Source organism: Pseudomonas brassicacearum subsp. brassicacearum (genome assembly GCF_008801605.1).
Taxonomy (GTDB): Bacteria; Pseudomonadota; Gammaproteobacteria; order Pseudomonadales; family Pseudomonadaceae; genus Aquipseudomonas; species Aquipseudomonas brassicacearum.
The window spans coordinates 19,664-35,942 of sequence record NZ_VZPJ01000001.1 but is presented as its reverse complement, the minus strand read 5'-3'; the positions used below and the strand labels follow the sequence as shown (position 1 = coordinate 35,942).

Genomic DNA, 16,279 nt, shown 5'->3' with positions numbered 1-16,279 from the left:
GGGGGCGTCAGGTACGAGTTCCTGCCGGGTTGATGGCGTCGTGATTCAATCCAGGCGGCGACATGAATAAGCGTGGGTCTGATAAGGGAACTCAATGTGCTTGCGCCCGCGCAGCGCCGGATGGGTCTGAATCAAGGCCCGTAGTTGATCCGCTACCTGTTTTTTCTCTGCGTCAGGCAGCGCTGCGATGAAGCTCACGGACAGAAAGCGATCCAGGATGACCGTCTCGGGGCTGCCTGCGTGGCTGTAACTAAAACAGGTCAGTTCGGGCTCCGAGAAGTAACGTCCGTTGAAGGGGCGTCGCCAGTTTCCGGTATGAAAGCGTGGGGTATCGCCTTCGAAGGGGGTGATGATTTTGGTGATGTCGGCCACCCAGTCCACTGACTCATCACGCACGTTCCAGATCAGACCGAGCCGGCCGCCCGGTTTGAGTACTCGGTGAATCTCTTGGAGCGCGGTTTCATTCGCGAACCAGTGGAAGGCTTGAGCACATACGAGCGCCTGCGCCGCCCCTGCCTCGAGGGGAATGGATTCGGCCGTTCCCTCCAGAATCCTGGTGTTCGGCAGATGCTTGGCAAACTCGATTCGCATCGCCTCGACCGGTTCGATGGCGATGGTATTGATCGTCATTGAGTCCAGCAGGCGAGTGAACTTACCGGTACCGGCTCCTAATTCAATGACTGTCGATCCTGGGCTGATTTCCAGTGCACTGCTGAGCCAGGCCTGTATTTCGCTTGGGTAGTCTGGGCGCCCTTGGGTATAGGTGCGGGCTTCTGCTGAGTATCCTATCTGAGCGGCCTTATGGATAACTGTCATCTTCAGCGACCCTTCGGGTGGATGGGGGTAGATCGATTATGCGGTGTGTTTGGGTCGTCAGCTAGTTGATCCTTTTTGTGCTTGGTCTTGTCTGTTTGTATTGGGGTAAGTCGCTTGTTGGGTTTTTTTGGGGGGAGGGGGTGTATATCCGTTCCTGCGGTAACGGATATACACACCAACCCACCTACTCAACGCTGCTTGGACCCCCCGCCAATCTGCCAGACATACGGCGGTTCCGTACCATTGATTTCCCAATCACCAATAATGCGCTCCTTGTAGATCAACGGATTGTGCGAAGCGGCGGTTCGGGCATTGCGCCAGTGACGGTCGAGGGCCTTGCTGGTGCTGGTGGCCGAGGCACCAAGGGCATTGAACAGGTCGCTGGTGGTGCGTAGCACCAGGTCGGAGATGACCACCTGGGCCTGGGCCGATTCCAGTTCAGCGGCGATGTTGGCGGTGTGTTCGGTCTCGGTGTTCTGACTGAAGCGGCTTTCGTAGGCGCGTTGGGAGGCGCTCGCGGCTCGCAGGGCAGTGGCTTCGGCGGCATAGACCTGGGCCGAGGCCCTGCCGACCACTTGCTGCACCTGCACGTCCTGGCTCACTTCGCTGGCATTGCCGGTGCTGAAGACCCGCGTGCGTTTGCGCACTTGCTCGGTAATGTCATGAACCGCAGCGCGGCCGGCACCGATCAGCACGGCCAGCAAGACCAGTTGATAAAACGCGGTCTGGTATTTGAAGCGGGTGGAGAAGTCGATGAGGTTCTGCGCCTCGACCAACGCATTCTCGAACAGCGACGTGCCGCTGCCGGTAGTGCGTTGGCCAAAACCGTCCCAGTCATCGCTTTGCTTGACGCCCGACTGGTGCACGCGCACGGCGGCAATCACGTCGGCGCCGTTGTCGTCGCGTTGGGCATACACGTCGATCCAGTCGGCGAAGATACTGCCGGTGCTGTAGTACTTGGTGCCGTTGACGACCCATTGATCACCCAGGCGGGAAACCCGGGTGCCGACGTCGCCGATTTTCACGGCGCCGACTTCCGTCCAGGCATTGCCCACCAGTTCACCCTCGACGAAGCGCTTGAACCAGATGTCTTGTGGGCTGCTGGCGTGGGCGTTGAGGCGGTCCTCGACAAATGCAAAGTGCCCGCGAAGCGCCTGGGGCAGGTTGGAATCGGCTTCAGCCAGTTCGATCAGCAGTTGCAACAGTTGCGGCAACGACGCCCCGGCGCCGCCATATTCGACCGGTACGCGAATGGCACCAAAGCCTGTTTCCTTCAGCCATTTCACCTGTTCAAAGGGCAAGCTGCGCGTCTGCTCACGCTCCAGGGCGCCGGCCTGGATGCGTGTAAAGATCGGCCGAAAACGTTCGGCCAAGGGCTCATAGTCGGTGCCGGTGGAAAGGATCGGCGGCAGGTGTTGTTGCTGTGCGGTCATGGTGATGTTCCTTCTTATGACGAATAGGTGGGCAGGGGGAGAAACCTGCCGGTGCCAGTGGCTATTGCACAGTCCATGCCCGAGGCCCAACGCCTGTAAATACGGGGCTTGTACAGCGTTCATCAGGGAAAGGGCTGCCCTCGCTGCGAACAATCTGTTGCGCAAGTGTGTGCCCGGCAACAGTTGCTGCCACAAACATCGACGCAGCGAATGTTCGTCAGGCAACAGTGGATCAACAGCTTGTCCGTCAAGCGACAGTGACATGATCCGGCTAAGATCCTAAGCAGTTGATTAATAAATGAATATTCAACTGGCACGGTTGCTGCTCTACACCTTGTGCAGACGCTGAGGTGGCGTCTCCAGGCATGGGGTAAGCGATGAGCAAGCAATTCAAAGTGGTGGCGGTGTCAGGCAGCGTGCAGCACCCGTCACGCACGCTGGTCCTGCTCCAGGCATTGGTGGACAGGCTCGGGCAGCAACTGCCGATCGAGCTGCGTTTGATCGAACTGGCCAAGGTCGGTCCACAGTTCGCCGGGGTCTTGCGTCGCGAGGCGTTGCCGGCTGCCGTGCAGGATGACCTGCTGGCCATTGAGTCGGCTGATCTGTTGATCGCCGCCAGCCCGGTGTATCGGGCCTCGTACACCGGTCTGTTCAAGCATCTGTTCGATTTCGTTCATCACGAAGCCCTCAAGAATTTACCGGTACTGCTGGCCGCGACGGGGGGCTCGGATCGCCATGCCTTGATCATCGATCACCAACTGCGACCCCTGTTCGGCTTCTTCCAGGCCCTGAGCCTGCCGGTGGGGGTCTATGCCAGCGAAACCGATTTCACCCAATACCGGATCTCCAGCGCACAGGTATTGGAGCGTATCGAACGCGCCGTCGAGTCGGCGTTGCTGAGCCTGGTACCGAGCGTTCGACGCGACGCCAGTGCCGCTTGATCAATTTCTTCCTTTCAAAACGAGCCGTGGAGTACATGCAATGAGCCAGGACACGATCAAATTTGCCTACTGGGTGCCCAACGTCAGTGGCGGGCTGGTGGTCAGCAAAATCGAGCAACGCACCGACTGGGGCATCGACTACAACCGCAAGCTGGCCCAGATCGCTGAAGCGGCCGGCTTCGACTACGCCCTGTCCCAAGTGCGCTTTACCGCCGGTTACGGCGCCGAATACCAGCATGAGTCCGTGGCGTTCAGTCATGCCTTGCTGGCCGCCACCACGCGCCTGAAAGTCATTGCAGCGGTTCTGCCGGGGCCGTGGACGCCGTCGGTGTTGGCCAAGCAGGTCGCAACCATCGATCACCTGACAGGCGGCCGGGTGGCGGTCAACATCGTGTCGGGCTGGTTCAAGGGCGAGTTCACCGCCATTGGCGAGCCATGGTTGGAGCACGATGAGCGCTATCGCCGTTCCGAAGAATTTATCACCGCGCTGAAGGGCATCTGGACCACCGACAACTTCACCTTGCGCGGTGACTTCTACCGCTTCCACGACTACACCCTCAAGCCAAAACCACTGCAGCAGCACCCGGAGATTTTCCAGGGCGGCAGCTCGCGGGCGGCACGGGACATGGCCGCCCGGGTATCGGACTGGTACTTCACCAATGGCAATACCGTGGAAGGCGTCAAGGCGCAGATCGATGACCTCCAGGCAAAAGCCGCGGCCAACAATCACAAGGTCAAGGTCGGTGTAAACGCCTTTGTCATTGCTCGAGACACCGAAGAAGAGGCGCGGGCGGTCCTTGCCCAGATCATCGACCAGGCCGACCCCGAGGCCGTCAATGCCTTCGGCGATGCGGCGAAACAGGCCGGCAAATCAAGCCCGGAAGGCGAGGGCAACTGGGCCAAGTCCAGCTTCGAGGACCTGGTGCAGTACAACGATGGCTTCAAGACCAACCTGATCGGCACACCGCAGCAGATCGCCGAACGCATCGTCGCGCTCAAGGCCGTGGGTGTGGATCTGGTGCTCGCCGGCTTTCTGCACTTCCAGGAAGAAGTCGAGTATTTCGGCCGCAAGGTGCTGCCGCTGGTGCGTGAGCTGGAGCAACGCAAAGTGGCAGCCAAAACGGCGGCAGTCGCTTAGGCGCGGGAGGCAGTATGGGCACGTTCACCGACACTCTCGACACGGCACCGGCCAGCTTGCCCCAGTGGTTGCGGCAACAGGCGCATTGGCATGGCGCGGATGTCGCGTTGCGCCATAAGCACCTGGGTGTCTGGCAGGAGCGGAGCTGGGCGCAAGTGGCCGATGAGGTGCGCCGTTTGGCGAGTGCCCTGCAAGCCCGCGGTTTTTCAGCGGGCGCGACCCTGACGATCATCAGCCGACCCAGACCACAGGCGCTGCTTGCAGCCTTGGCCGCGCAGTGGCTGGGGGGCGTGGCGAGTCTGTTCGATCCACTGGAGGTGGCGGCCGAACAGGTGCAACTGCTCGGCACGCTGCAGCCGGATTTCGTCCTGGTGGAAGGGTTGGAAGAGATGCTGCGTCTGCGTGCGGCGCAGGTGGCTGCGCGTGTGCTGGTTTATCTCGACAAGCGTGGCCTGGCGGATTCGACGCCATTTGTTCAAGCGCTGGATTACGCCGCGCTGGTTGCCGAGCAGCCAATCAATGAACGGGCACCGCAAGGGCGAGTGCTGCAAACGGCCTTTGTGTTTTATCGCGGGGCTGGGCAGGCGATTGAAGAGCAACGCGTCAGCCACGCCGAGCTGCTGCAGGAGGGCCAGCGGTTGGTGACGCGCGAAGGTCTGGGACGGCAGGAAGAGGCATTGGCCGCGCGGGCGTTCGCCTCGGGCGGACAAGCCCGCTATCTGCTGGCGCCCTGGTTGATAGCCGGTTTTCGCCTGAATTTTCCGGAGAATCTGGCGACCCGTGATCGCGACCGCCGCGAGCTGGGCCCGACGCTGGTGGCCGGGACGCGGGAAACTTATGAGCGTTTGTACCGTTATGTGCTGGAGCGTTTGCCGGCGCCGGGCAGTTGGTCGCGTGGGCTGGTGGACTGGGCGTTGGCGGCCCATCCCGACGTCCTGCAACGGCATCTGGGGGATTGGCTGGTGCGCCGGCCTCTGCGCGATGTGCTGGGGTTTTCCCGGACCCGCGCACCGCTGCTGGTGGGCGATGCGTTACCGCCCGAAACCCAGGCGTTTTTCCAGGCATTGGGTATCCGGGTTCGCCAGTGGAGCGATGCGGCCCACTGGGAAGCGTCGACGCATCTTGTGCAGCAAACCACCGATGACTGGAGCGGGCTCCAGTCGCAACTGGCCTGAGAGGAGACGCCTCATGACCCAGACGGCCGCCACGCATTTGCTGGAGCTGGACCATATTTCACTGTCATTCAAAGGCGTCAAAGCGGTCACGGACATCAGCTTTCGCGTCGCCACCGGAGAGATCTGCGCCTTGATCGGCCCCAACGGCGCCGGCAAGAGTTCGCTGCTGAATGTCATCAGCGGCGTGTATCAGGCCCAGGAGGGGCGTATCCGTTTTGATCGACAGGAGCGGCGCCGGATGCGCCCCCACGACGTGGCGGTACGCGGCATCGCCCGCACGTTCCAGAACATCGCGCTGTTCAAGGGCATGAGCGTGCTCGACAACGTGCTCACCGGACGCAACCTCAAGCGGCGCAGCACTTGGATCGAGCAGGCGCTGCGCATCGGTCGCGCCCGGGCCGAGGATGACCGCCAGCGCGAATCGGCCGAGCGCGTTATCGCGTTCCTGCATTTGCAGCCCTGGCGCGACACCCTGGTGGGCACGTTGCCCTATGGCTTGCAGAAGCGGGTGGAGCTGGCCCGGGCGCTGGCGGCGGAGCCTCGGCTATTGCTGCTGGACGAACCCATGGCCGGGATGAACGCCGACGAGAAGCAGCAGATGAGTCGCTTCATCGTCGACATCAATCGTGAGCTGGGCACCACCGTGGTGTTGATCGAGCACGATATCGGCGTGGTCATGGACATCAGTGATCACGTGGTGGTGCTCGATTACGGTCGCAAGATCGGCGATGGCTCGCCTGAAGACGTACGGCAGAACCCCGAGGTCATTTCGGCCTACCTGGGCACTCGCCACTGACACTGGATATTCGACGCCTTCCCGCCTGGGAGGGCAGGCTAGTTGCGCCCGCAGAACAGGAACAGCGATGGAATTTTTCTTTGAAGTATTGATTGGCGGGTTGTTGGCGGGGGTGATGTACGCCTTGGTGGCCATCGGTTTTGTGCTGATCTACAAGGCCTCCGGGGTATTCAATTTCGCCCAGGGCGCGATGGTGCTGTTCTCGGCGCTGACCTTCGTCAGCCTGCTGGAACGCGGTGTGCCGTTCTGGCTGGCGTTCCTCATCAGCCTGGCGGCGATGCTGCTGATCGCCGTGGCCGTGGAGCGTGTGGTACTGCGCCCTTTGGTCAACCGTTCGCCGATCACGTTGTTCATGGCCACCCTTGGCCTGTCCTACGTCATCGAAGGCTTCGCCCAGGCGCTGTGGGGCGCCCAGGTGCATGGCCTGGAGCTGGGCATCAGTGACGAACCGCTGGAGCTGGGCGGGATGTTGTTGTCGCAGTTCGACATTTTTGCCGCGTTGACGGCAGCGCTCCTGGTGCTGCTGCTGTCCTGGCTGTTCAACAAGACCCGGCTCGGATTGTCGTTGCGGGCGGTGGCCGATGACCCGCTGGCGGCACTGGCCGTGGGCATCCGCTTGCAGCGAGTGTGGGTGGTGGTGTGGGCGGTGGCGGGGTTTGTCGGGTTGGTCGCCGGGCTGCTCTGGGGCGCTCGCCTCGGTGTGCAGTTCTCGCTCTCGCTGGTGGTACTCAAGGCCTTGCCGGTGCTGATCATCGGCGGCTTCACCTCCATCAGCGGCGCGATTGTCGGCGGCTTGATCATCGGCGCCTCGGAGAAGCTGGCGGAGGTTTACCTCGGGCCCTTCATCGGCAGCGGCATCGAGAACTGGTTTCCCTACGTGCTGGCGCTGCTGTTTCTGCTGGTGCGTCCGGCGGGGTTGTTTGGCGAACGGGCCATTGAACGGGTTTAGGGGAACGCATGATGTTTTATCGAGAAGCAGGCCAGTTCAACACCCGCTATGCCCAGGACCGCCGGGTCTTCGCGCTGCGCCAGGACCGTCACGGACTCGTCGCGTTGCTGCTGTTTGCCTTTGTCGTGGTGCCCTGGTTGGGCAATGACTATTGGTTCAGCGCGATCCTGATTCCGTTCCTGGTGCTGTCCCTGGCCGGGTTGGGGCTCAATTTGCTCACCGGCTATGCCGGGCAACTGTCCCTTGGTTCAGCGGCGTTCATGGCGGTGGGCGCCTTTGCCACTTACAACCTCGAAGTACGGGTCGCCGGTTTGCCGTTGCTGGTCAGTATCGCCTTGGGCGGATTGGCGGCGGCGTTGGTGGCGGTGCTGTTCGGCCTGCCGAGTTTGCGCATCAAGGGCTTCTATCTGCTGGTCTCGACCCTGGCGGCGCAGTTCTTCGTGACCTGGGCGCTGACCCGGTTCAGTTGGTTTTCCAATAACAGCGCCTCTGGCGTGATCAGCGCGCCGCGCCTGGATGTATTGGGGGTGAACCTCGACGCGCCGGCCGGCCGCTATCTGCTGACCCTGAGCGTGGTGGTAGCGCTGTTCTGGCTGGGCAAGAACCTGGTGCGCAGCGAGTTGGGGCGCAACTGGATGGCGGTGCGCGACATGGACACCGCCGCCGCGGTCATCGGCATTGCGTTGGCAAAAACCAAGTTGCTGGCGTTCGCCATCAGCGGTTTTTTCCTCGGGGTGGCCGGCGCGCTCTGGGCTTTCGCTTACCTGGGCACGGTGGAGCCCCACGGTTTCGACCTCAATCGGTCGTTCCAGATCCTGTTCATCATCATTATCGGCGGCCTCGGCAGCCTGCTGGGCAACTTCCTCGGCGCGGCCTTCATCGTGCTGTTTCCGGTGTTGCTCTCGAACCTGGTGTCGCTGCTGCCCGGCGGGCTGGTTGACGCCGGCCAGGTGGAGAACCTGCAGAAGATGATATTCGGCGCCCTGATCATTCTGTTCCTGATCAAGGAGCCAGAGGGCCTTGCGCGCCTCTGGCAGAGATTTCGCCAGCGCGCACGGCTGTGGCCATTGCGCTACTGAGCGATGCGCACGGCGCGGGTTTGCAGTTCCATTTTGTTGGCTTACCTATGGCTTCATAACAAGGAAAATCCGATGTTCAAACGATCACTCGCCAGCAGCCTGGCACTGTCCCTGAGCCTCACCGCCGCGGCCTTCACCGTCCAGGCGGACAACGAACAATATTTCCCGCTGCAAAGCTATCGCGTCGGCCCTTATGCGGCCGGCGGCACCGGTTTTTTCGGCGGCTTCATCGACTACCTCAAGTACGTCAACGCCAACGGCGGCGTGAACGGCGTCAAGTTGACCTGGAGCGAGTGCGAGACCGAATACGTGGTCGAAAAAGGCGTCGAGTGCTACGAGCGCCTGAAGAAAGGCTTGAACGGCGCACCGGCGGCGGCCACCAACCCGCTGTCGGTGGGCATCGCCTACGCCACGCTGGAGCGTTCGACGGCCGACAAACTGCCGCTGATCACCATCAACCACGGTCGCACGGACTCCACCGATGGCAGCGTGTTTCCCTACGTCTTCCCGTTGCAGTTGAACCCGTATTCTGAAGTGTCGGCGATCATCAACTACATCGGCCAAAGGGCCGGGGGGCTGGACAAACTCAAGGGCCTGAAGATCGTCACCCTGTATCACGGCTCGCCCTATGGCAAGGAAACCAACGAGGTGCTGCAGACCCTGGCCGACAAGTACGGTTTTGCGCTGACCTTGCTGGAGGTGCCGCACCCGGGCAACGAACAACAATCGCAATGGCTGAATATCCGTCGGGAAAAACCCGACTGGGTGATCCTGCGCGGATGGGGCGTGATGAACCCGGTGGCATTGAAAACCGCGCAGAAAGTCGGTTTCCCGGCCGACCACATCATCGGCAACATCTGGAGCAATTCCGAGGATGACGCCGCGCCGGCCGGTGCCGCGGCCAAGGGCTTCATCGCTATCACCACGCACCCTTCGGGCACCGATTTCCCGGTGTTGCAGGGCATCAAGAAACAAGTGGTCGACGCCGGTCATGGCGACCTGGCCGACCCCAAGCGTTTCGGTACGGTGTATTACAACCTCGGTGTGGTCAACGGCATTCTCAACGTAGAAGCGCTGCGCATTGCCCAGCAGAAATTCGGCAAGCAACCCCTGACGGGTGAGCAGGTGCGTTGGGGCTTTGAGAACCTCAAGCTCGACGACGCCCGGCTCAAGGAACTGGGGGCGTTGGGCCTGGTGCAGCCGTTGCAGTTGTCGTGCTCGGACCATGAAGGCGGTGGTGCGGTGCGCTTCCAGCAATGGGACGGTACGCAGTGGAAGCTGATCAGTGACTGGGTACAGGCCGACCGCGCCCTGCTACGGCCGATCATCGAAGCATCTTCGCATCAGTACGCCCGGGAAAAAGGCATTACGCCGCGTGATTGCAGCAAGGAATCCTGAGGCATCGCGGCGGCCGGGCGCATGCGTCCGGCCGCTGCCTGAAAAGGCGAAACTAGCATGACGACGAACGTGCCGATCCTGCAGGTCGACGATATTGAAGTCCTCTACGAACAGACCATCCTGGCCGTGCGCAGCGTGTCGCTGGAGGTCGCAAAAGGGCAGGTCGTGGTGCTGCTGGGCGCCAACGGCGCGGGTAAAAGCACCACGTTGAAAGCGGCCTCCAACCTGGTGCGCGCAGAACGGGGCGAAGTGGTGCGGGGGCGGATCGTCTACCAGGGACGGGAGGTGACCCACTGCGCGCCTCACACCTTGGCTGCGAACGGTTTGGTGCAAGTACTCGAAGGTCGGCATTGTTTCGCCCAGTTGACCGTGGAGGAAAATCTTCTGGCCGGCGCCCTGGCGCGCCAGGTGCCGCGGCGCCAGTTGCTGGCTGACCTGGAGTTGGTCTATGGCCATTTTCCGCGGCTGAAACTGCGGCGCAAAAGCCTGGCCGGCTACACCTCGGGCGGTGAGCAACAGATGATCGCGATAGGCCGTGCGCTGATGGCCAAGCCGCAACTGGTCTTGCTTGACGAACCGTCGATGGGCCTGGCGCCGCAAATCGTCGAGGAAATCTTCGAGATCGTGCGCCAACTCAATCAGCACGACGGCGTCAGTTTCCTGATTGCCGAACAGAATATAAACATCGCCCTGGGCTACGCCCACTATGGTTACGTGTTGGAAAGCGGTCGCGTGGTCAGTGAAGGCAGCGCCGAACAACTGGCGGCTCGCGGTGATCTGCAGGATTTCTACCTGGGAACGCGGAGGAGAGGCCAGGAAGCATGATCATTCCCACGCTCCAGCGTGGGAACGATCAAAGATCCCAGGGCCCTGCAGGAGCCTTGGACTCAGGTCGACAGGTTGACCACCCGGCCATCCTGGGTGTCCAGTGCCGGGCGGCGTCGGTTGACCACCAGTTCGCCGATCCTGATCAGCAACGTGCGGGTGACATTGCGGCTCAGGCCCAGCAGGCTGGCGGTGTGAACCTGATTGCAATTGGCGTAGCGGTAGGCGGCGCGCAACAACTCGGCCTCGACCTTTTCATACAAGTCGCCATGCTCTTGCTCGAGCAGTTTCTCGAAGGCTTTTTGTAAAAGCGCCTCTGCGCTTTGAGGGGGCGCCTGCGGCGGGTTGTCCTGGCGTTCGATACGCAAGTTAGACAGGTGCAGGTCCTGCACGCCGATCACGTTGTTGCGGCAAATCAACAGGGTGTGGTGGATGACATTTTCCAGCTCGCGAATGTTCCCCGGCCAGGAATAGTCGAGCAATTTGCGCTGCGCCTGGGCATCCAGCGTCACCTCGCCGTGACCGAGCCTGCGGCTGTACTCGGCAATGAAGTGGCGGATCAGCGGCAGGATGTCACCGGGGCGTTCGCGCAGCGGTTTGAGCACCAGGCTGACCACGTTCAGACGGTAATAGAGATCTTCGCGAAAGTGCCCGGCATTGATGGCTTTTTCCAACTGTACGTTGGTGGCCGCCAACACGCGCACATTGATCTTGATGCTCTTGCGCGAACCCAGCCGGACCACCTCGCGCTCCTGTAGCACCCGGAGCAACTTGACCTGGATCGGCAACGGCAAATCACCGATTTCATCCAGGAACAACGTCCCGCCGTCAGCTTCCTCGAACCAGCCGGCCTTGGCCGTCAGTGCGCCGGTGAACGCGCCTTTTTCATGGCCGAACAGCTCGGCCTCCACCAGGGTTTCGGAAAACGCCCCGCAGTTGACCGCAACAAACGGTTTGTGGCGACGGGCGCTGAGGTTGTGTACGTGGCGCGCCACCAGTTCCTTGCCGGTCCCGGTCTGGCCGATGATCAGCACGCTGGCGTCACTGGGCGCGACTTGTTGCAGATGCGCCAGCAAAGCGCGGGAGGTGGGGTCTTCGAAGACCTGGGCCGTGGCACGAATCGAGGTGGCCAGGCCGGGGGAGGGAGGAAGCGTTAGAAGCTGCATGACGGTGGCCCGTTAATGAGATTGCCGTGACTGAAAATGGGTAAATGCCAACGTTCTTGAGGCAGTACCGCGAAGCCATTGGGCTTAAGGCTTAATCTAAATGATCTAAAAAACATACAACAAATAACCTTTAGTTATTTGCTTAGGGCTTCACCTGCGCATGCAAGGGGATTTGTCCTGCCGGGTTCTGTAGGAGCTGGCGAAGCCTGCGATCTTTTGATCTTTCGCTCGCGATTCAAATGTCTGGGGAAAGATCGCAGCCTCGTTGCACTCGTCAGCTCCTACAGAACCCAGCTCGTCACAAAAACCCTGATGGATTTATTCACCAATGCGGATATGCGGCGTGACGGACATCCCCACGCGCAGTTTCGCCGCCCCGGGCTGGTCGGGGTCGATGCGGATGCGTACGGGCAAGCGCTGGACGATCTTGGTGAAATTGCCTGTGGCATTGTGCGGGGCAATGGCGGAGTAGCTGACGCCGCTGGCCGGCCCCAGGCTTTGCACCGTGCCTTCCAGCGCCTGGCCGGGCAAGGCATCCACTTCGATATCCACGGTTTGTCCGGTCTCTACGCGCGCCAGTTGTGTCTCGCGAAAGTTGGCGGTGATGTAGACGGCGTCCAGCGGCACGATCGCCAGCAAGGGTTTTCCGGCATTGACGAAAGCACCGACACGTATCGATTTCTCCCCGACGGTGCCGCTGATCGGTGCGGTGATGCGGGTATAGGAAAGTTGCAGTTGCGCGATGGCTTGCGCCGCCTCGGCATGGGCGAGGGCCGCCTTGGCCTTTTCCAGATCGGCCTTGAGGATATCCACGTATTGCCGGGCAGCCTGCAACCCCGCCTGGCTCTTGTCCCGGCTGGCCAGTTGAACGCTCAACTGCGCTTCGGCCTGCTGCTGGGCCTGTACGGTGCCCGACCCATCGGTGGCCAGGTTGCGATAACGGGCCTGATTGACGCTGGCCAGCTTGAGCGCCGCCGCGTCTGCCGCTACCACTGCTTGTGCCTGGCGTATGGTGGTTTCCTGTTGGATCAAGTGCGCTTGCAGGCTGGCGATGCCGGCCCTGGCGCTGGCGACCTGTGCTTGCGCCGCGTTCACGGCAGCGACGAAATCGCGGTCGTCGATGGTTGCCAAGAGGTCGCCTTTTTTCACCGGTTGGTTGTCTTCGACCAATACTGTCTCAACCGTGCCCGATACCTGCGGTGCTACCGTAGTGAAGTCGGCATGGACGTAGGCATCGTCCGTAGACTGTATCGATGCACTGGATTCAGGACGATTGAAATAGAACACAGCGCCGATGGCCACCGCGAGCAGTGTGGCGCTGATGATCTGGGCTTTCTTCGGTAATGCCATGATGAGTCACCCGTGTGAGGAGGAAGGTGCTGAGGCTGCGTGCATGACAGGGGCGGGGATGTAGGTCAGTCGCAACACCAGAGGAATCAACAGCAGCGCGAGCAGGCCCAACACGCGATAGGCATCAGCAATCGACAGCACCAGCGATTGCTGGCCGATGAGACTCATCAGTTGCGCTGGCTCAGGCACAAACGCCAGGCTGTTACCTGCCAGTGCTCCCTGGTCCAGCAACATTTCTCCATGGAAGCGACCGCGCACGGTGATGAGCTGGGCAACTGCCGCTGCACCGGCCAGCGATCCGAAGGCGCGCAACGTGTTGATCGTGCCGGACACATAAGGCCCTTCAGCAGGCTGCACCACGCTGGTGATCAGGAACAACATCGAGACCACCGCCATCGGTTGTCCGAGGGCCTGCAGGGTTTGCGCCATGACGAACTGGTCGCGGTTCCATTCGCTGGTCAGTTGTGAGCCGGCCAGGCACGCCAGCGCGATCAAGCACAACCCCAGGGCGAACACGACACGGGCATCGACCCACTTCTGATACAGCAGTAGCGCAACCACGGGCCCCAGGACCAGTTGCGGCAGCGCGACAATCAGGCCGACCGACGCCATCTGGAAGGGGCGATAGTCCTGAAGCGCGCCGAGATAGTTGGCCGGTAACAACGCGCTGGACATCAACACCACCAGCAGTGCGAAGAACAGCGTGCAGCCCAGTCCCAGGTTGCGGCGCCCGAGAATCTGCAACTTGATAAACGGTGACGGGTGATACCACTCGGTCAACAGATAGATCGCCAGCAAGGCCAGGCCTACCAGCAGCGAAGACGTGATCAGCGGTGAATTAAACCAGTCCAGCCGCACGCCTTGATCCAGTGCGACAGTGATCAAACCGAACGCCGGCACACCGCAGGCCATGCCAAACCAATTGGCCTGCCGGAAGCGTGGGACCTGGATGGGTTCCTTCGCCAGTCCCCAGGCGATCAGGCCTGCGGCGATGAGGGCGAGGGGAATGATCTGCCAGTACACCCAGCGCCAGTCCTGCAATCCGTCCGTCCAGTGCCCGGCCAACCAGATGGACAGGTTAGGCGCAAAGGTCGCGGTCATGGCATACAGCGCCAGGCCATACAACCGTATGGGGGGCGGCAGGAATTTGAGCGCCGCCATCATCAGCAGCGGGATGGTGGTGCCGCTGGCAATGCCTTGCACAAAGCGCAAGGTCAGCAAAAGGTCCAGGTCGTGGATGAAGGGCAGGATCAAGGCGAGTAGCGTACAACCGCCGAGCATCCACAACTCCAAGCGACGGACCGAGAGTGTGATGGCGAACCACGCCGAAAAGGGCATGGCAATCAGCTCGCCGGCGCTGTACGCAGTGGTGAGCCAGGAGCCATCGTCGAAGCCCAAGGCCATTGCGCCTCGCACATCTGCCAGGGCCAATGCACCGACCCGGGTATTCAACCCCGCCATCATGGCGGCGAGAAAAATGCCGACCAGGCCGACCATCGAGCGTTTCGAGGACGAGGCCTGAGGCCCTGCGCTGGCCACCACGTGCGCTGGCGACAGTGCGACGCTGTTCATTGGGCAACCTCCGGATTCCAGCCGCCACCCAGGGACTTGTAGAGATTGACCACGGTCAGCGTGGCGTCAGTCGCGTTGGCATTGAGGCGGGTTTGGCTGGCCAGCAGGTTGGACTGGGCCGTCAGTACACTCAAATAGTCGGCGGCGCCTTGCTGATAACCTCGCTCGGCGGCATGCAGCGCCTGCTTGTTCTGTTCATAGGACATCAGCAGTTCATCGTGTTGACGCTGTTGGGCCCCCCAGGCATCCAGGGCGTTGTCCACTTCATGCCAGGCTCGCAAGACGGTTTGGCGATAAGCGAGTGCCGCGGTTTTTTGCCGTGATTCGTTCAGGGCCAGGCGTTGCATCAAACGTCCGCCCTGGAAGATCGGCAGATAAACCGTGGGACCGATGGAGAAGAACCGGGAATCCCAACTGGCGAGATCGCCACTGTCGAAGGCTTCCACGCCGATTTGCCCTTTCAGGCCAATGCGCGGATAGAAGTCAGCTTTGGCCACGCCGATGGCAGCCGTGGCGGCATGTAGCTGGGCTTCGGCGCGCAGGATGTCGGGGCGCCTATGGGCCAGTTCAGAGGGGACACCAACCGGAACCCCGGAGGGCAGGGCAGGCAAGGGCAGTGCCTTGCCCAGTTGCCCATCGAGGGCACGGGGTTGTTCGCCCATCAGCAACGCCAGCGCGTTCATCTGGGCGTTGCGACGTTGGTCCAGCTCAGGAACCATGGCCTTGATCGTGGCCAACTGCGCCCGGGCAGAGGAGGTTTCGAAGCGCGTCCCGACGCCGTTACGCTCGCGGCTTTCAGCCAGGCCGAGGGTGCGCTCCGCGACCGTCAGGTTTTGCCGGGTGATGTCCAGTTGCGCCTGGGTTCCGCGCAATTGCAGGTAGGTCCGTGCCACTTCGGCGGCCAGGGCCACCTGTGCGGCTTCGCGATCGTAAACCGTGGCTTCCAGCGTCGCGGCAGCGCCTTCGCGGGCCCGTTGTGCGCGGCCCCACAGATCGATCTCCCAACTGGCATCGAAGCCCAGTTGCCAGAAATTGTTAGGGCCGGTCGGAGCCCCCAACGCAGCGAACTTGCCATTTTCACTGAGGGCCTCACGGGTGTAGCTGGCATTGGCGCCTACGCTGGGCAGTAATTGCGAAGCAGCGATGCCCAGCTGGGCGCGGCTTTGCTCGATGCGCTCGGCGGCCATCTGCAGATCAAGGTTGCCCGCCAGTGCACGCGCTTGCAGCCCGGTGAGCACGGCGTCATTGAACAGTGTCCACCATTGGGACGGCACCGCGGCAGCGGACGTCGGGATGACGCTTGCGTGCTCTTGTCGGGGTGACAAGAGCACAGCGTCAAGCCCGCTCTCAGGTTTCACGAAGTCTGGGCCTACCGTGCAAGCGGTCAGGAAGCTCGTGCCGATGAGCGTCAAAATGCGTCGAGGTAACCCGAAGATAGCCGACATAGCCAGTTCCCCGTAAGGTTGCTGCGTGGCCCGACGAGCGCACGCCTGGGGTCAATGAGTCAGCGATTGGCTCGCTGTGAACTCATGGTATCGGGGGGCTCTTCCAGGCGCACTTCTACATCGGGTCAGCGAAACCATACGTCAGTGGCGGGAGATCTATACGAAGGTGTGGGGTCAGTGGCGTGATGGAAGCATC

14 protein-coding genes are annotated in these 16,279 nt (G+C 61.5%); 8 read left to right on the top strand and 6 right to left on the bottom strand.

All coding sequences use genetic code 11. The features are described 5' to 3' along the window. Positions 1-45: 45 nt before the first annotated feature. The gene (locus tag F7R20_RS00130; protein ID WP_003201352.1) at positions 46-816 is read right to left on the bottom strand and encodes a class I SAM-dependent methyltransferase; all 771 of its coding nucleotides are present in this window, start codon (positions 814-816) and stop codon (positions 46-48) included. Between the two features lie 188 nt (positions 817-1,004). Then, complete coding sequence (locus F7R20_RS00125; RefSeq protein WP_003201354.1) at positions 1,005-2,249, bottom strand: acyl-CoA dehydrogenase family protein; 1,245 nt, start codon at positions 2,247-2,249, stop codon at positions 1,005-1,007. Positions 2,250-2,626: 377 nt separating this feature from the next. Here F7R20_RS00125 and msuE point away from each other — a divergent pair, with 377 nt between their 5' ends. The 8 genes from msuE to F7R20_RS00085 all read left to right on the top strand — a co-directional run bounded on the left by msuE (position 2,627) and on the right by F7R20_RS00085 (position 10,550). After that, positions 2,627-3,190, top strand: a complete 564-nt coding sequence (msuE, locus tag F7R20_RS00120) for an FMN reductase (RefSeq protein WP_003201356.1) — start codon at positions 2,627-2,629, stop codon at positions 3,188-3,190. 40 nt (positions 3,191-3,230) lie between these two features. Then, entirely contained in the window at positions 3,231-4,328 is a 1,098-nt protein-coding gene (gene sfnG, locus F7R20_RS00115; RefSeq protein ID WP_003201358.1) for a dimethylsulfone monooxygenase SfnG, read from the top strand. A gap of 14 nt (positions 4,329-4,342) precedes the next feature. Then, the gene (locus F7R20_RS00110) at positions 4,343-5,503 is read left to right on the top strand and encodes an AMP-binding protein (protein ID WP_003201359.1); all 1,161 of its coding nucleotides are present in this window, start codon (positions 4,343-4,345) and stop codon (positions 5,501-5,503) included. A 13-nt stretch (positions 5,504-5,516) separates the two neighbouring features. After that, positions 5,517-6,299, top strand: coding sequence for an ABC transporter ATP-binding protein (locus tag F7R20_RS00105; protein ID WP_003201361.1), 783 nt, complete (start codon positions 5,517-5,519; stop codon positions 6,297-6,299). 67 nt (positions 6,300-6,366) lie between these two features. Then, a complete protein-coding gene (locus tag F7R20_RS00100; protein WP_003201363.1) occupies positions 6,367-7,248 on the top strand; it encodes a branched-chain amino acid ABC transporter permease in 882 nt (293 codons plus the stop codon). 11 nt (positions 7,249-7,259) lie between these two features. Next, the gene (locus F7R20_RS00095; RefSeq protein WP_027911750.1) at positions 7,260-8,327 is read left to right on the top strand and encodes a branched-chain amino acid ABC transporter permease; all 1,068 of its coding nucleotides are present in this window, start codon (positions 7,260-7,262) and stop codon (positions 8,325-8,327) included. A gap of 72 nt (positions 8,328-8,399) precedes the next feature. Further along, the gene (locus F7R20_RS00090) at positions 8,400-9,725 is read left to right on the top strand and encodes an ABC transporter substrate-binding protein (protein WP_003201366.1); all 1,326 of its coding nucleotides are present in this window, start codon (positions 8,400-8,402) and stop codon (positions 9,723-9,725) included. 57 nt (positions 9,726-9,782) lie between these two features. Beyond that, positions 9,783-10,550: an ABC transporter ATP-binding protein gene (locus F7R20_RS00085; protein ID WP_003201368.1), complete on the top strand. Its 768-nt coding sequence runs from the start codon at positions 9,783-9,785 to the stop codon at positions 10,548-10,550. A 62-nt stretch (positions 10,551-10,612) separates the two neighbouring features. On the opposite strand, the gene F7R20_RS00080 is transcribed toward F7R20_RS00085, so the two are convergent. The 4 genes from F7R20_RS00080 to F7R20_RS00065 form a co-directional block, all read right to left on the bottom strand. Beyond that, entirely contained in the window at positions 10,613-11,716 is a 1,104-nt protein-coding gene (locus F7R20_RS00080; RefSeq protein ID WP_003201370.1) for a sigma-54 interaction domain-containing protein, read from the bottom strand. Between the two features lie 318 nt (positions 11,717-12,034). Next, on the bottom strand, positions 12,035-13,066 hold the full coding sequence (locus tag F7R20_RS00075; protein ID WP_003201371.1) for an HlyD family secretion protein: 1,032 nt from the start codon (positions 13,064-13,066) through the stop codon (positions 12,035-12,037). Between the two features lie 6 nt (positions 13,067-13,072). Next, the gene (locus F7R20_RS00070) at positions 13,073-14,638 is read right to left on the bottom strand and encodes an MFS transporter (RefSeq protein WP_003201374.1); all 1,566 of its coding nucleotides are present in this window, start codon (positions 14,636-14,638) and stop codon (positions 13,073-13,075) included. Beyond that, positions 14,635-16,083, bottom strand: coding sequence for an efflux transporter outer membrane subunit (locus tag F7R20_RS00065; protein WP_003201375.1), 1,449 nt, complete (start codon positions 16,081-16,083; stop codon positions 14,635-14,637). The genes F7R20_RS00070 and F7R20_RS00065 overlap by 4 nt, the downstream gene beginning before the upstream one ends. Positions 16,084-16,279 lie beyond the last annotated feature (196 nt).

Coding starts and splice junctions, on each gene's coding strand:
- F7R20_RS00080 (WP_003201370.1), bottom strand. CDS start 11,716: ATGCAGCTTCTAACGCTTCCTCCCTCCCCCGGCCTGGCCACCTCGATT.
- F7R20_RS00090 (WP_003201366.1), top strand. CDS start 8,400: ATGTTCAAACGATCACTCGCCAGCAGCCTGGCACTGTCCCTGAGCCTC.
- F7R20_RS00085 (WP_003201368.1), top strand. CDS start 9,783: ATGACGACGAACGTGCCGATCCTGCAGGTCGACGATATTGAAGTCCTC.
- F7R20_RS00130 (WP_003201352.1), bottom strand. CDS start 816: ATGACAGTTATCCATAAGGCCGCTCAGATAGGATACTCAGCAGAAGCC.
- F7R20_RS00105 (WP_003201361.1), top strand. CDS start 5,517: ATGACCCAGACGGCCGCCACGCATTTGCTGGAGCTGGACCATATTTCA.
- F7R20_RS00095 (WP_027911750.1), top strand. CDS start 7,260: ATGTTTTATCGAGAAGCAGGCCAGTTCAACACCCGCTATGCCCAGGAC.
- F7R20_RS00125 (WP_003201354.1), bottom strand. CDS start 2,249: ATGACCGCACAGCAACAACACCTGCCGCCGATCCTTTCCACCGGCACC.
- F7R20_RS00065 (WP_003201375.1), bottom strand. CDS start 16,083: ATGTCGGCTATCTTCGGGTTACCTCGACGCATTTTGACGCTCATCGGC.
- F7R20_RS00075 (WP_003201371.1), bottom strand. CDS start 13,066: ATGGCATTACCGAAGAAAGCCCAGATCATCAGCGCCACACTGCTCGCG.
- sfnG (WP_003201358.1), top strand. CDS start 3,231: ATGAGCCAGGACACGATCAAATTTGCCTACTGGGTGCCCAACGTCAGT.
- F7R20_RS00110 (WP_003201359.1), top strand. CDS start 4,343: ATGGGCACGTTCACCGACACTCTCGACACGGCACCGGCCAGCTTGCCC.
- F7R20_RS00070 (WP_003201374.1), bottom strand. CDS start 14,638: ATGAACAGCGTCGCACTGTCGCCAGCGCACGTGGTGGCCAGCGCAGGG.
- msuE (WP_003201356.1), top strand. CDS start 2,627: ATGAGCAAGCAATTCAAAGTGGTGGCGGTGTCAGGCAGCGTGCAGCAC.
- F7R20_RS00100 (WP_003201363.1), top strand. CDS start 6,367: ATGGAATTTTTCTTTGAAGTATTGATTGGCGGGTTGTTGGCGGGGGTG.